The 13,695-nt window shown below is 56.3% G+C and carries 15 protein-coding genes; 6 read left to right on the top strand and 9 right to left on the bottom strand.

Translation table 11 applies throughout. The features are described 5' to 3' along the window. The first annotated feature begins 616 nt into the window (after window positions 1-616). A complete protein-coding gene (locus tag HMPREF1224_RS42890; protein WP_010794324.1) occupies window positions 617-3,961 on the top strand; it encodes a UvrD-helicase domain-containing protein in 3,345 nt (1,114 codons plus the stop codon). Window positions 3,962-3,970: 9 nt separating this feature from the next. Here the strand turns inward: HMPREF1224_RS42890 and HMPREF1224_RS42885 are convergent, their stop codons facing one another. The 6 genes from HMPREF1224_RS42885 to HMPREF1224_RS42860 all read right to left on the bottom strand — a co-directional run bounded on the left by HMPREF1224_RS42885 (window position 3,971) and on the right by HMPREF1224_RS42860 (window position 7,196). Beyond that, window positions 3,971-4,495, bottom strand: a complete 525-nt coding sequence (locus HMPREF1224_RS42885) for a hypothetical protein (protein WP_010794323.1) — start codon at window positions 4,493-4,495, stop codon at window positions 3,971-3,973. Further along, window positions 4,492-4,713: a hypothetical protein gene (locus HMPREF1224_RS42880; RefSeq protein WP_010792536.1), complete on the bottom strand. Its 222-nt coding sequence runs from the start codon at window positions 4,711-4,713 to the stop codon at window positions 4,492-4,494. The genes HMPREF1224_RS42885 and HMPREF1224_RS42880 overlap by 4 nt, the downstream gene beginning before the upstream one ends. Continuing rightward, window positions 4,703-5,413 (bottom strand): Crp/Fnr family transcriptional regulator, encoded by a 711-nt coding sequence (locus tag HMPREF1224_RS42875; RefSeq protein ID WP_010792535.1) that lies wholly within the window; start codon window positions 5,411-5,413, stop codon window positions 4,703-4,705. The genes HMPREF1224_RS42880 and HMPREF1224_RS42875 overlap by 11 nt, the downstream gene beginning before the upstream one ends. After that, a complete protein-coding gene (locus tag HMPREF1224_RS42870; protein WP_010792534.1) occupies window positions 5,383-5,826 on the bottom strand; it encodes a hypothetical protein in 444 nt (147 codons plus the stop codon). Before HMPREF1224_RS42870 ends, HMPREF1224_RS42875 begins: the two co-directional genes overlap by 31 nt. A 75-nt stretch (window positions 5,827-5,901) precedes the next feature. Next, window positions 5,902-6,165, bottom strand: coding sequence for a hypothetical protein (locus HMPREF1224_RS42865; RefSeq protein ID WP_010794322.1), 264 nt, complete (start codon window positions 6,163-6,165; stop codon window positions 5,902-5,904). Then, window positions 6,162-7,196, bottom strand: a complete 1,035-nt coding sequence (locus HMPREF1224_RS42860; RefSeq protein ID WP_010794321.1) for a hypothetical protein — start codon at window positions 7,194-7,196, stop codon at window positions 6,162-6,164. Before HMPREF1224_RS42860 ends, HMPREF1224_RS42865 begins: the two co-directional genes overlap by 4 nt. Window positions 7,197-7,320: 124 nt before the next feature. Here HMPREF1224_RS42860 and HMPREF1224_RS42855 point away from each other — a divergent pair, with 124 nt between their 5' ends. Beyond that, complete coding sequence (locus tag HMPREF1224_RS42855) at window positions 7,321-7,689, top strand: PilZ domain-containing protein (RefSeq protein WP_010794320.1); 369 nt, start codon at window positions 7,321-7,323, stop codon at window positions 7,687-7,689. A gap of 450 nt (window positions 7,690-8,139) precedes the next feature. Here the strand turns inward: HMPREF1224_RS42855 and HMPREF1224_RS42850 are convergent, their stop codons facing one another. Genes HMPREF1224_RS42850 through HMPREF1224_RS0112765 form a run of 3 tightly spaced genes read right to left on the bottom strand, consistent with a single transcriptional unit; the run spans window position 8,140 to window position 10,808 of the window. Next, on the bottom strand, window positions 8,140-9,273 hold the full coding sequence (locus HMPREF1224_RS42850) for a hypothetical protein (RefSeq protein WP_010794319.1): 1,134 nt from the start codon (window positions 9,271-9,273) through the stop codon (window positions 8,140-8,142). Between the two features lie 3 nt (window positions 9,274-9,276). Further along, a complete protein-coding gene (locus tag HMPREF1224_RS42845; RefSeq protein ID WP_170831727.1) occupies window positions 9,277-9,822 on the bottom strand; it encodes a tetratricopeptide repeat protein in 546 nt (181 codons plus the stop codon). A 14-nt stretch (window positions 9,823-9,836) separates the two neighbouring features. After that, window positions 9,837-10,808, bottom strand: a complete 972-nt coding sequence (locus tag HMPREF1224_RS0112765; protein WP_031628695.1) for a DNA replication terminus site-binding protein — start codon at window positions 10,806-10,808, stop codon at window positions 9,837-9,839. 184 nt (window positions 10,809-10,992) lie between these two features. On the opposite strand from HMPREF1224_RS0112765, the gene HMPREF1224_RS42840 reads away from it, so the two are divergent. From HMPREF1224_RS42840 to HMPREF1224_RS46275, 4 genes are all read left to right on the top strand, one after another. Continuing rightward, window positions 10,993-11,319, top strand: a complete 327-nt coding sequence (locus tag HMPREF1224_RS42840; protein ID WP_010794316.1) for a hypothetical protein — start codon at window positions 10,993-10,995, stop codon at window positions 11,317-11,319. Window positions 11,320-11,350: 31 nt separating this feature from the next. Next, on the top strand, window positions 11,351-11,581 hold the full coding sequence (locus tag HMPREF1224_RS0112760) for a hypothetical protein (RefSeq protein WP_019486682.1): 231 nt from the start codon (window positions 11,351-11,353) through the stop codon (window positions 11,579-11,581). Window positions 11,582-11,688: 107 nt separating this feature from the next. Beyond that, entirely contained in the window at window positions 11,689-13,341 is a 1,653-nt protein-coding gene (locus HMPREF1224_RS0112755; protein WP_025991906.1) for an SEL1-like repeat protein, read from the top strand. Then, window positions 13,328-13,624, top strand: a complete 297-nt coding sequence (locus HMPREF1224_RS46275) for a DUF922 domain-containing protein (protein WP_371106356.1) — start codon at window positions 13,328-13,330, stop codon at window positions 13,622-13,624. Before HMPREF1224_RS0112755 ends, HMPREF1224_RS46275 begins: the two co-directional genes overlap by 14 nt. The last annotated feature ends 71 nt before the right edge of the window (window positions 13,625-13,695 follow it).

Genomic DNA, 13,695 nt, shown 5'->3' with positions numbered 1-13,695 from the left:
TCACCAGAAATGCTCTGTCAGTTTGCGGAGATGGCTCTTTCCTTTCTTCGCGACATTGGCCTTTCAGTGGAAGTCGTCCCTGGGGCTGCCGGGTTTATCGATCACGTCAGGATCAAGGATGGCGGCCTCCAGATAGATCCGCGCTGCCCTGCATCTGGGCTCCTACATGAGGCTGGGCACTTGGCGGTGGTCCCAAAACGCTACCGCCACTGGATGTCTGGGAACCTCTATGCAAGCTTCAACCGAATGCTCAAAGATCCTGAGTTTCTGGCGCAGGAGCCGGACAGCCCTCTCTACCGTGCAGTGATCCAGGCAACTGACCCTGAGGTTACAGCCTGGGCCTGGGCGGCAGGGCGATTCCTGGGAATCCCGCCAGAGGTAATAATCCAGGACGACGAGTACGACGGTTCAGGTCGGAACATCAGGATTCTGTTACAGGCCAACTCCTACATAGGCATCAACGGCCTTTCCCATGGTGGCTTCTGTGTACGGCGTAAGACTCCGTATAGAGCGCTACCGCAGTATCCTGAGCTCGCTTTTTGGCTTCAGCCGTAAGGGGTGGTGGCACACAAAGCGGTCGTTAATCTGGCTCCATCAATCGAACGGAGCCACACTGATGACCGCTTTCCAATCCCTACCTGCGATCCCGCACCTTGAGCCGATCTTTGCAGCCATTGCAGCTGCTAATCCTCATGACGGCCAAGCCCGGGCGGACTCCATCGACCCCCGTCGCTCGCTGGCACTCCTCGCCCCCGCAGGATCAGGAAAAACCACTCAGCTCCTCTTCCGCATGCTGGCCTGCCTCACGGTAGTAGAGCGCCCGGAAGAGATTCTGGCTATTACGTTCACTACGAAGGCTGCCGGCGAGATTCTGGAGCGCGTGACCAGTGCCCTGGCCCTGGCTGCCGCAGGAGTGGAACCGGTCCAAGCTCACGATAAGCCGTTGTACCAGCTCGGCCGCCTGGTTCTCGAACGTGATCGGCTGCTGGGCTGGAACCTGATCCTGAACCCGTCTCGCCTGCGCATCATGACGTTCGATGCCTTCTGCGCCTACCTGGCCGGCAAAACTCCGATCATGAGTGGACTGGGTGGCGGTAAAACCGTCGAGGACCCTGCGTTGATCTACCGCAGCGCGATTCTTGACACCCTTGGCAGCGTGAACTCGGATGACATCCCTGAAGAGCTCCGTGAAGCGCTGGAAGCAGTGCTCACCTTTGCCCGCAACCGTTTCGAACTGCTGGTGCCGATGTTCTCGGCGCTGCTCTCCAAGCGCGATCAGTGGGCCGGCGAGATCATGACCTTGGACATCCCAGGCATGGAGCTGGCGATCGCTGAAATGGTTGCCAAGCATGCCGCCGAGGCCATCACGGTACTGGGCGGCTCTCCGTTGACTCAGGCGATGGACATCCTGCAGCACGCTTCCGGGGTATACGATGGTTTCGCGTGGGCAGCCCAGCGTCCCGTTTTGGCCATCAACCAGACCTCCCTGGACTATCTGCGCGGGTTTGCCGGGTTTGCTCTTACAAGCGAAAACACTCTTCGCAAGTCCGTCAACGTGAAGAATGGCTTCCCCGCAGGCGAGCCGCTCACCAAGGACATGAACGCCCTGCTCAAGGGGCTGAAGGACGATCCAAAGGTGGAGCTCTACAGCGAAGCCTTGGTCACCCTCAAGACTCTCCCAGACCTGCAGTACCCCCAGGGCAGCGCCGCGATGTGTCAGCACTTCACAGTGATTCTGCGCTACCTGCTCGCGAACCTAACCCTCACCTTCGATGGCACCGCCACGATCGACTTCCAGGAAGTCGCTCAGCGCGCAATTCAGTCCTTGGGCTTCGGTGACGAAGTCGGCGACGCTCTGTTGGACGAGGACCGTATCAACCACCTGATGGTGGACGAGTTTCAGGATACTTCGCCCTCTCAGTTCGAGCTCCTGCAGCGCCTGGTCGCACACTGGGAAGACGATGACTCGCGATCGGTATTTTTCTGTGGTGATGGTTTCCAATCCATCTACCTGTTCCGAGCAGCAACCGTGGAGCTGTTCATCAACATGGTGATGAGCAAGGTGTTCGGCCCGAAGTCTCTGGAGATTCACCGCCTCACTGTCAATTTCCGCTCTGCGCCGGGTGTGGTGGAGTGGAATAACCGAGCCTACGGAAAAGTGTTCGCCAAGTCGGACTTTCCTTTCGTGCCGTCGATTCCGTTTCGAACCGTGGACGGGGGCGTGCATATTCGGCCCATCACCACTGGCCCCATTGGTGAAGCTCAGGAGGTGGTGAATATCATCAAGGAGGCCCTGGCCAAGAACCCGGAGCAGACCATTGCTATCCTGGTACGTGGCCGGTCTCACCTGAAGCACATCCTGCCAGCCCTGAAGGAAGCCGGAATTCCTACGGCTGGCCAGAATATCGATCCGATCGCCGAATCTGCCCCTGTGTCTGAAGTAATCGCGTTGATCCGCGCCCTCTGGCACGCAGCTGATCGTACCTCGTGGTTGGCAATGCTCCGTTCGGCGTTCGTAGGCCTTTCGTGGGACGATTGCCGGATCATTGCTCAGGGCGGCAAGGTGATCCGTGGTGCCCTGAAAGATGATCAGCTGATTGCCACTCTGAGCCCAGATGGCCAAGTGCGTGTTGAGCGCCTGAACAAGGTAATGGAGCGTATCGAACGCTCCGCGCGCGGCACTGAGTTGGTTTGGGCCGCGAAAGCCGCCTGGGTTGCCCTGGGCGGCCCTGCTACCGTTGATTCCGTCGAAATGGCTGATGTGGAGACCGTCTTCCGCGTGCTCGCTCAGCACACGAGCAACGGGGCCCTGCAGGACCCGCAAGCGTTCTTCCGTGCCCTGGATAACCTCTACGCATCCCCCAAAGCAGGGGTTGTCCAGGTCATGACAATCCACAATGCCAAGGGCCTCGAATACGATAGCGTCATCCTGCCAGGCCTTAATCGCACCGGTGCAACCGACGACACACCGCTGTTCTACTGGCGCAACCTGGCCGGCACCTTTGCCCTGGCCCCGAATGTTGGTGACCAAGACGAATCCTCTCCAGAGAGCCGGCTTTTCAAGTTCATCGGTCGACAAGTCAAGAAGGACATCTTGGATGAGGTGTCGCGCCTGGCGTACGTGGGTACTACCCGCGCCAAATGCGATTGCTACCTGCTGGCGGCTGTCGACAAATTCGACGAGGACAAGCCGATCCGAGTAGCTTCCGGTTCGCTGCTGAGCTGCCTCTGGCCTGAGCTGGAGGAGGACTTCTACGAGGCTGAACCGGGTGTACCCATTACTGCTGACGTGTCAGTAGAGGTTCCCTCGAAGGCGCGACTGAGCGCATCGTTCACCGTCGAACTACCGCGCGGCATCTTCATCCCTGCGGCGAGTAACGATCAGATCCCGACCGAGAACGAACTGGCAGACGAGTTGAGGGAAGAGGAGGGTAATGACTACCGAGCGAAGACCATCGGGGTTGTTTATCACCGAGTCGTCGAGTTGATTTCCAAAGAAGGGATCGAGGCCTGGAGCATCGAGCGGTTGCAAACCAAGAAACAGGCGATCGCCGCACTTCTGCGTCGTGAAGGTTATCCCGCCGCTGAAGTCCCTGCTGGTGTTGCGCGAATCCACCACCTGGTGGAGCGGACTATCAGCAGCACCCATGGTCGGTGGATTCTCAAAAAGCGGGAGAGTGGTGGCCAAGAAGTCCAGGTCAGCTCCTACCGAAACTCGCGGTGGGTGCATCGATACCTGGACCGTCCCTTCGTTGATGATGGGGTGTACTGGATCATTGACTGGAAAACACCGGACTGCCCGGAAGGAATGCCTGTTGAGCAGTTCCTCAGCCGGGAAGTGAATCGCTATGCGCCCAAAATGCGGGAATACAAGCAGGCGGTCCAGGATGCCGGGGTCACCCTGCCAGTGAAGCTGGCGCTCTTCCTGCCGGCAGTAGACCGCCTGGTTGAGGTGGCCTGAGACCTGAGGTCAGAAGCGCTCCAGTTTGAATGGTAGCGAGAACCGGAATCTGGAAAGGAGAGGGCGCGAATTAAGCGCCTTCTTCTTTTTCATCGAGGCAAGAACCTCAGCTCGGAGTTGAATCAGGTTGGAGAACAACTCGGGGTGGTGCTCGATCTCCAGAATCTTGTCCTTGAAAGCGAGGATTCCAAGCACATTGTTGGAGGTGAATTCGGCCCGGGCGATACCGATGTAGAGCACGATCTGAAAATACTCCCTCGGCCGGACACGCCTGGCCCATCGCCGACTCTTGAACTCGCCGACGATGATCCTACCGCTACGCTTATGGCGGAAGATTGCGTCAGGCTCCCCACCGACACCACGCCAGCGAATTCTCTTCCTTGCATGCCCTTTCCCAAGATCGGAGCTGATTAACTCGTAAGCTGCCGGATCAAGACCGAAAGCCCGGAAAATATCGTCCTTGGATTTTCCTTTGACGGCGAGGTAGAGGAAAAATGCGGCTAACAGTACAGAAATGACTATGATTAGGTTCATTGAGGTAGAACCTCGAAGTAGATCAGAGCAGCGATGAGCAGGCCGGCACCTATGAGGAAGGCGAGTTTGCTCGGTGCCTTGCCGATAGTCTCATGAGCGCGATTACCGTAGCGGGTAGCTTTTGCGTTGTAGGCTTTACCGCCAGCCCTGATGTAATCGTCCGGTGACTCAGCGTATGCAGCGATTTTGCTTACCGCAATATTGGCTTCAGTCGGCATTGAGGCCCTCCTTGCCATGTGCAAAGAAGAAACGTTTGTAGCCGCTGAAGACAACCAGTCCCTTTTCCTGGAACAGGTGGAAGGCACGAGAAGCTGAGCGGCGTTCCACGCCCGCGAGGCGGCGGATTTCTTCCCTCGTGGCCTTCACCTCTACACCACCCGGCCGGTGCGCGACATCGGGGTGGGAAGCCAGATTCACGACTACACGCCAGATCTTGTCCTGGTCCTTCATTTGCACCGTCGAAGCAGCGGTTGCGTGCTTGGTCAGAAGGTTCAGCTCGGCCGCCATCAGCACGACCTCACTGTTCTTCATGTCGTTCATGAAGGCGTTGAACTTGTCCTTCGATACTTTTAGGAGCGAAGCGCTCCCTCGGACCACATAGGTGAATTTCAGGTCGGTATGTCGGGAAGGAACGATGATGTCGCCGCGCCGCAGTGTGTCAATGAATAGCGGTTTCAAGTTCGGGTCCGGCGGGACGGTCGAAACAACCATCGTCCCGTTGAGGAGGATGTAGAAGTCACCGTGATTTGCGTCGATTTCAATGCCGGCTGGGTGGTCGACCACTCGGCCGTATTGGTGCGCCATCATTAACCAGCTAGCCCAGCTACCCGCGGTCAGCGAGGAACTCTTGAACCAGCTGGGTTCTGGCGTGGAGAGTACCGACACAGTCACTTGTCGCTTGGCTGTGCTGTTTGGCATTTGGCAGGGTCCTTCAGTTCGTATTGCGCTTGGTACGTCTCTATCCGCAGGTTCACCCCTGATGGAACGGGTAAGGCGATCAGAGACGCTACAGCGATGGACGTGGGGTTCATTACCAGAAGGACATTTCTGAGTCGCTTCGCTTCAGGAATGCGGAGCCCCTTCTGGCCCTTACTCACCATTTCTCGAAGGAAGACATAGCGCCGGCGCTCAGTTTTCAGCGCCAGGGGTCCCCTGACCTGTACGCCCTCAATGGAGAGGAGGGCATTCTTGATCAGAGTTGCAGCTTGTCGAACGGTCTGGATGTGCAAGCCGTCGATAACGACGTAGAAGCTGTCGGCGCGAAATTGGCTTCGCTTCGCTCGGGGCGAGGCCAGGTCCCAAGCAACATGGGTTTTTGCTTCCACAAGCATTCAACGAGCCCCTCGAGGCAGTCAGTTTCCCTAATAGTGGAAACTGACTGCCCCTATTTCAGGGTTTCGTGAAAATTATTGTTGGTAGGTCAGCGCCTTGCGCGCGTGATAGACGGCTTTTTCAAAGGAGCGTTGGCTTCCACGGATGCGCAGCACATCCAGTACCCGCGGGTTTCGCCTGACCTGGATGCTTTTGGGCCCAGCCAGCATCCCCAACACCAGGTCATAGCTATCGAGTAGAGCTCGATCATCCAGTTCGAGCACAGCGGTGAGGGTTTTCTTGTGCCGGTCGAGCGCCGTTTCGATCGCAGCCTTTTTCCAGGACTCCAACAGCTTCACTGGTGATTCTCCATTGCTCTGAATTGCTTGCCGTACTTTATCCGGTACACCCGGGCCTGGTGCATGAAAACCACCCCCAGTCCGCCGAAAAACCAGACCAGCGCAAAAGGCGTTGCGAAAGAGAGTAAGGCTGAGCTGATCACATTGTGGGCCTCTGTTGGGTATTCGTCGTCGACGACAACGCGGTAGAGCTCGTGATTCTTGTACAACGTAACCAGCACTTTCTGGTTGGCGTCAACTCCTCGGAAAACCTCTACGTCACCTCGGTCAACCACACTCAGCCAGCCGGTCAGACTCGTTGTTGCATTGCCCACCGACTGCAGCACTTGGGTGATGGACTCAGTCGAAACGTGTTTGGCGATCGAGCTGACCGGAACCGCATCACCCACCCACTCGAAACAAGTGATGGGGAGATGATCGCACTGAAAGCGGAAACGGCCTTCGTAGGTAGCAGTGAGTTCCTTCTGGTAAGTCAACCGTTCGTTCAGCAAGTGCTGCTGGATGTAGTAGGGGAAGATGAAATGAATCCACCCCTGAAATGTGACGAAAACGCAGATGAAAAAGGTGATGTGGATACGAAAGAAGGACTTGAATCCCCCTAATACAAACCTGACCAACAATGATCCGAACACGAGAGCCATCATGAACACGTCTCCGCGCTGGCGCTCGCTGGAAGAAATCTCATGCCCAAATAGAAGGCAGATCTGTTGCCACAGCTTGTTCCAAAGGTTGAACTCCTCTTGGCAGATCGCAAGCACGAAAATGATCAGCAGCCAAGTCAAGTCGACAGTCCTGCGGAAATGACAGTAGATCCCACACCACAACGCCGTGAAGAAGATGAAAACCCCAAAGTCTTCCAGCACCTGATTCAGCGTCAGGTCACGCCAGCTCCCATCACTGGGAATCGAGTTCAGCGCCGAAACAAGAGCAAACACGACCAGGAATAGTGGGGCATGGAGCTGCCAAGGGATGATGTGAGAGCGGGTAGACCAGGTCCTGGGCCAAGTGAGGAAAGAGGAAATCGCGGGCATAGCTTTTGGCTCGAAACGTTGGAAGCCATTGATACTATGGAGTTCCTGTACAGCTACCAGCCAAATTGCCCTCGGGATTTTCGGTCGCTGATGCACCCAAGAAGTACGAAATGAGGACGTTTGAATGACGGCAGCCAATCGTCGTTATACGCGGTACGCGATTCCAGAGAACTCACTGCAAAAACAACAGATCAAGACCAAGGGGGTGCTCGGTTTCCTTGCGGGGTGGGGAGATTGCCGGGTGCGCGACATCTCCTACGCCGGCGCGCTGGTTCTGACGGACAAGAAAATCGGGATCGGTGATCAGGTGCTGTTGCGCCTGACCGAAAAGGATGGCGGGGTGATGGATTTCGAAGGCACCGTTGCCAACTGCTCTAAGGACCCGATCACCCACCAGTTTCGAGTTGGGGTAGCCCTAAGTGAGCCCGAGGCGGACCGTCGCGAAAAAGGGTTCCTGCTGCAGCTGCAGGATCGGTACCGACCAGTGGCCTAGATGAATAAAATGCCCGACTCATGGAGTCGGGCATTTATAAGTCGGGGAAACGCGCGCACCACAGACGATGTTGAGGGGGGGGGTGTCTTAGGATAGGGACCTAATGCGTTTCCCCAAAAAGCAAAATTCAGTACCTCTGCCATGGCAGAAGGGACAAGGCGTAGCGTTAAGCGACACATTTGCCCCTGTGCCCACATTTTCACCGAAGCGGAAGCCTGTGAGAAGGCCAATAGCCTTCATTTCAGAATCAATTTAGCAGAAATTGAGGTTCTGTCTCAGACTGAGCATTCGAGATCAACAGATGACATCAGACGCAACCGACTAAACACACCATTTCGTCGGCGATTCACTCTGCCCGGGCATGACCTACGACCGTCGTGGCCTGAAAAAGTTCCATGAGCCGAGTTTCGCATGCGAAACTGAAAACGCCCTCAGGGAGGGCGTTAGGGGCTAAGCTCGGGCTGGACTGCCGAAGATTCGCTTGAGAAGCGGGGCCCGCTTCTCCTCTTCGGGAATCAGCGGGATAGCCCCATAGCGCGCCCCGGATGCAGCCGAGTAGTAGAGGAACTGCATTCTGTCCCCTTTGAGCCCTACGTAAGGCGCCGCCTGGACGATAGCCCGGTTCATCTCAGCATTCGCAGTCTGAGCCATTTGCAGATCGAACCCGAAGATCAGTCGGGTTTCGAAATGGTCCCACTGCGATGCCTTGAGGACCGGGGCCATGAGCACAACGTTGATGCCCTGGCTGCTTGCTAAACGCAGGCCTGCCTGGAAGCTCGCTGAATCCTCATCGATATTCAAGCCGTCCAGGATAATAGAGCGGCCGGCCGGTGAATTCTTCGTCAACGCTGCGACATGAGGCGCAATGATCGCTTCAAGCGAATACCGTTCTGCAGGAACGATCGAGACAGTGAGACAGGCATCCTTTGCACGAGAGCCGAGTATCAGCGAACTCAGGTCTTCAGATGCAGCGTGTCGCATCACCAGGTGGTTGCGGCTGTAGTGATTGATGTAGCTGTCACCGTCCACCCGATCTCGAACGATGATCACCTGCAGCCCATTCAGCTTGTTCAGGATCGCCTCTTGATCGATGTAGCGGCTGGCCAACTTGGCATCGGGTTGGGCTACCAAGGTATGCCCATGATATCCCCGACCCATGATCACCTGAGAGTTCGCCATGTAGCCATAACGGTTCTTGAACTTCAGAAGAGTTTCGGGCTTGTCATCGTTTGGATCGATCGGATCGTTCTTCACATACGTCACCAGGGCGTCGAAGTTGCCAAAGTTGTACATGGTTGCCACCAAGTTCTTCGGCGGGATCTGCTGGTGAACGGGCTCAGGGCCAGGCAGGGTGAGGTTCAAGACCATGCGCATGAACTCGACCATTTGTTGAGGTCGTTCAAGCTGAAGAATCTCCGCGGGAGTGCGAATCGCCTGGAGCCCAGGGATTTCTGGACCGAAGGTGTCAGAGGTGCTGCTGTAACTCTCGCGTCCATAGGCCCGGGCGACTATGGCTTCAGCCTGGGACAACGACAGGCCGAAGGCCAGTTGGTCGACAAGGCGTTTGCACTGAATTTGGTACATGAATCAGGAGTCCAAAAGCGTAGAGAGTGGTTGGTTGCGCTCGACAAAGCTGAGATAGGCTTCGTGCAGCTTCATATCGGAATGGTCAGTAATCGCGCCTGCTAGCAGGCGGTATGCCCTGCGGAGATCAGGAACGATGTCAGCTGTACCGTTCTCCAGGAGCTTTACCAGCTCGAGGATCGCCGTCACGTATCCCGCAGTGGCAGCACGTTCGATGAGATTGAGACCGAGCATGGGGTCCGCATCGGGTCGTTTACGAAGAAGGTTCTGCATGCCGAATGAGTAGAGGGCGACCTTCGAGGGGGGATTGGTCACACACGCCAATCTGAGCCAGTGATCGCTCTTGACCTGATCGACTTCCACGCCAATCCCCTGATTCAAGCACCGGGCAACCTGGAACATCGCATCGCTGCTTCCCTCCTCGGCAAGCTCCAGCAAGTCGCGGTACGCATTCCCTCGGCAGCGATCATCATTGGATGAGAGATCTCTGGTGAGGCTGGCAAGCCGCAGGAGGGTTTCTCGGCTCTTGGTGTCTACTGCACGGCTCAAATTCGTGTTCCCTATCATTCTTGCGCTGCTCGCTTGTTGCGCCCACGGCTACGTGATTCAAACGCCCCAAAAGCCCTGTGCTTCACGTCGTACTGGTGAACGTTCATTCCCGGTACGCGAGGCTCTGGTTCCAAAAGCGCTCGGATCGAGCGCTTCTTTTTTTCTTCCATTGGGCAGTAGTTCTTTAAAGGCTTTATGAGCGGCCGGGCACAGGAAACGTCATAAACGAACGGCACCGGTGCAGAGCAGATGTACGGCTCAATGTCTCCATCGGTCACCCTTGCCCGTACATGGGGAGTACCTAGTCGATGAACCGCTACCTGTTCATCAAGAGGCAATTCCTCAAGCTGTTCAAGCGAAAGCAGCACGCTGCTTTCCACCGAGCCTTGAACTACCTCGTCGCGAGATGGCCGGTGGCCAAAGGTGGCATGAAGCTCGTCTTCACAGACCTTGATCAGGTCTCGCACCAACCATCGCTTCGTTATCGAGCCCGTATCCCAGTAGAAGCGAATCAGCTGGGGGTCATGCAGAATCGGGGTTACCCGCATAGCCTGCAGGCTGGATATGCCGTAGTGATCTTTCGCTTTCCAGATCCGCTTCCGCTCAGCAGGCTTGGCCTTCTCGATCAGGTCGAACAGATGCATTCGAAGCCTATTGGTTTCGCGGATTCGATCCAAAGCCAATGCGGGCAGACCTATGGCACCAGGAGAGCGAAGAGTTTCCTTGGCACTTTGCCCCTCACCCAGCCAAATGGTTGTCAGGGTTTCAATGGCAAGGGAAATGCCCGTCTCGCCATCTGGCGTGGCGATTTCGATCCCAGCATTCTTGTCAACCGTAGGAGACTTCCTGAGAGGCACCTGGAAAAGGGCGTCGATCCGGATATGTGCTTTCGATTTCTCCAGCAAGAAGGCCAGTTCCTTGAGTGACTTGTCCAGGGTTGGTATCAGCTCCCTGCATTCTTCTTCGATGGTCCGGGGGAAGCTCATTCGCATACACCGTTTAGTTTGATATCGACACTTTAACGGCCGAGAAAGGGAAGTGAAGGCATCGTGGCTATCTCTGTAGTATCAAAGCTTGCGGGAACCAGGTGGGAAATTGAGGACCAAGCGTTATTTTGAGGGGAATGAAGAAAACCATCATCCCGCAGGCACTAGAGCTAGGAATACGTCCATGCGAAAGCTGATCCTCCACCTGAAAGGGGAGTATTTCGATGAAATCAAGGCTGGCCGCAAGCCCAAGGAATACAGACTGGTCACCCCATACTGGGAAAAGCGGCTGGTAGGGCGCTCCTACGACTGTATCGAGCTGGCGCGGGGATATCCTAAACGGGGTGATACCGAGAACCGGCTGACACTGCCTTGGAAAGGGGTCCAAAGGGAAACAATCATCCACCGCCACTTTGGCCCGCATCATGTGGAAGTGTTTGCGATCAACTTAGCTGTCGAGCCGAAAGACAGGAGTCCTGGGGCTGCTGGCCCGTTTCATAACGAAGGATAGTTGATCAATCGGCACGCCACGGAGACAAGGAATGGCAAAGAGGAATACGTTCAAGACCTTGAAAGACGGGGTGTACTTGGCGCGGTGTCGCGAGTCGAGCCTATTGGCCGCAGCTTCGAACGGGCATTCCATCATCTGGCCAGAGGCCAGAATGGTCATCAAAGGCGATACGGCTTATTTCTATCACGAGGGCAAGAAGGTCTGGTCTTGCAACATGACTTACGCGGCGAACAACTTCGACGTTGGAGCCCTGGCCGAGTAAGGATTAGCCATCGCTGTCCCCCGGGGGATCTCCGCACCGTCCTTTCAGTTGGAACCGTCACCGAAGTCGTTACCATGCTCTCTATTCGATGAATGGAGCTCTCCTCGGTGGTTCTTCAAAAAGCGTTGCAGTCCAGTAAGAACCTGGGCGACCTCACCCAAGCATGGATACGAGAGATAACCGCCCGCACTAAGGCTGAAAACGTGGTTTCCACGGTGAAGCTTACTGTCGGAGATACCGCCTCTCTCGTCGCTCCTGCCGCTCTGGTGGCGGAAGTTATTCTGAAGACCGGGCTTGCGGATGAGAAAACGCCTTTGCGTGTTCTTCTCATTGGACGTGATCCCATGATTCGACTGGACCATTCGGTCTGGGCGAGCCTTGCCGGCGAGATGCTCGGGCGCCCCGGAGAGGTCGAAATTTTCCTAACCCAGGCTGAGCAAGCCATTACCAGTATGTATCCCGTGGCTCAGGCCCTACGGCTTCCGCACTGCGGCGTAATGCTCAATGAGGAAATCCTCGCTGCGGATCGACCGGAGATTGATCTGGCGATCTGGGTACACCCCGCCGCAGAAGTCGATTCTCCCGATGAGCAGAACTATCTCCAAATCGCAGTGCATCTTCAGAAGAAAGCAGTGCCCGTCGCTGCCTGCGTGTTCAATGAGACTGACCTTCATGGACAGAACATTATCTTGAGCAGCTCAGGCCTCCATCTCGTCCCGCTCGGGGAGGGTCTGAAGAGGGGGAGCAAAGCGATCAACCGCTTTGGCATTTCAAGCCGAAACGTGGGCCTGGAAGGAGGGTGGGGAGCAGTTCTCTGTCACCTGACTGATTCCGAGGTGCGGCGCGCTGACAACGAGGTTGCCCTGGTCAAGGCAGCTCTGTCGCTACTTCGCCTTGAGGGCGGCATTGCCAGTTCATGGGCACTCGGCCAGCGAATCAACGGCGTGGCCTTTAACCGGATCATCCCCATAGGGCTCCTCGGCAATATGGCGGTTGAGCCAACAACTGGTCATCTGCTGGCGCATGATGACGAATCCAATCGTCTGGCAATTCTCGGCCACCTCTGGAACGAAAAGCGAAAAGCCATGCCTTCTGGAGGAGAAGAACTTCTCATCTGGGCGGCAGGGGTGAAGCTCTCATTCGGCCAGGCGCTCCCGAAAGAAACTGAAAAGCGTAAATCTGCCATATCTGCTCTTGAGCACGCCTTCGATCAGGGTGCATTGGATGCAGGGATTGCGTTGGCACGAGGATACGAAGCAACGGGGCATGAGGAGAGCCGAGAAAAAGCTCTTCAGCTGTATCGACGTATCGATACCGCGCATCCCTTGAGCGCATATGCTCTTGCGCACGGTGCGGTGTCCTCCGGGGAACAAGCTACGGCCTTGCGTTGCTTTGGCGCGGCCGCCGAAGCCGGTTATCCGCTGGCAATGTCGGACCTTGCCGTGTTCGTCCAGCAGATGAACATCCAAGGGATCGACCCCTGGGCCTTGCTTGCTCAAGCTGCACAGCTTGGCGATCCGGACGCAAATGTGTATCTGGCCGAACGGGAACTGAAGGCAGAAAGGCTACAGCCCTCTCTCGAATACCTCCGTCAGGCATGGCAGATCGGTCACAAGGAAGCACTCAATTTCGCGTTCAACCTGGCGACCTTCATGCAAGGGCAGAAGCTGGGAAACCGCCACAAGCTAAAACAGGAACTCCGGGACATCGAGAACCAAGCCAAGAAGGTGGGTGTCACCCTCACCTATGGCGGAGTTTGATAGTTTCCGCAGGGGCCCCTCAGCCATGCTATTGGTAATGGCGGTAGGCCTAGCCCCTGCAACCGTACTGGCTGACCCCACCGGCGAACCCGTGGTCAACTTTAAAGTCGAGCACTACTGGGTGACGGGGAGGAGTGTCCAGGAAATCCAGGCGTCCATCAGTGAGAACGCCCCAACCAGAAATGGTGACACTTTCTACGCTGGGGCTACGGTTTGGAACTTGGACTCGAGCTATGACTACGTCCCGCTCGCCAGCGGTGAGGGTGTGCAGAATTTTGTGTAACCGGGGTTAGGGTTACTGCTGCGGCAGGCGGTCTTCGTAGCTGATCGTAAAGCGAGTCAGCGCCGCCTTCC

Source organism: Pseudomonas sp. P179, assembly GCF_000478485.2.
GTDB lineage: Bacteria > Pseudomonadota > Gammaproteobacteria > Pseudomonadales > Pseudomonadaceae > Pseudomonas > Pseudomonas aeruginosa.
This window is presented reverse-complemented; position numbering and strand designations above follow the sequence as displayed.

Bases quoted from the DNA above. Each gene is read 5' to 3' on its own strand.
- HMPREF1224_RS42890 (WP_010794324.1), top strand. From the start codon at position 617: ATGACCGCTTTCCAATCCCTACCTGCGATCCCGCACCTTGAGCCGATC.
- HMPREF1224_RS42885 (WP_010794323.1), bottom strand. From the start codon at position 4,495: ATGAACCTAATCATAGTCATTTCTGTACTGTTAGCCGCATTTTTCCTC.
- HMPREF1224_RS42880 (WP_010792536.1), bottom strand. From the start codon at position 4,713: ATGCCGACTGAAGCCAATATTGCGGTAAGCAAAATCGCTGCATACGCT.
- HMPREF1224_RS42875 (WP_010792535.1), bottom strand. From the start codon at position 5,413: ATGCCAAACAGCACAGCCAAGCGACAAGTGACTGTGTCGGTACTCTCC.
- HMPREF1224_RS42870 (WP_010792534.1), bottom strand. From the start codon at position 5,826: ATGCTTGTGGAAGCAAAAACCCATGTTGCTTGGGACCTGGCCTCGCCC.
- HMPREF1224_RS42860 (WP_010794321.1), bottom strand. From the start codon at position 7,196: ATGCCCGCGATTTCCTCTTTCCTCACTTGGCCCAGGACCTGGTCTACC.
- HMPREF1224_RS42855 (WP_010794320.1), top strand. From the start codon at position 7,321: ATGACGGCAGCCAATCGTCGTTATACGCGGTACGCGATTCCAGAGAAC.
- HMPREF1224_RS42850 (WP_010794319.1), bottom strand. From the start codon at position 9,273: ATGTACCAAATTCAGTGCAAACGCCTTGTCGACCAACTGGCCTTCGGC.
- HMPREF1224_RS0112765 (WP_031628695.1), bottom strand. From the start codon at position 10,808: ATGAGCTTCCCCCGGACCATCGAAGAAGAATGCAGGGAGCTGATACCA.
- HMPREF1224_RS42840 (WP_010794316.1), top strand. From the start codon at position 10,993: ATGCGAAAGCTGATCCTCCACCTGAAAGGGGAGTATTTCGATGAAATC.
- HMPREF1224_RS0112760 (WP_019486682.1), top strand. From the start codon at position 11,351: ATGGCAAAGAGGAATACGTTCAAGACCTTGAAAGACGGGGTGTACTTG.
- HMPREF1224_RS46275 (WP_371106356.1), top strand. From the start codon at position 13,328: ATGGCGGAGTTTGATAGTTTCCGCAGGGGCCCCTCAGCCATGCTATTG.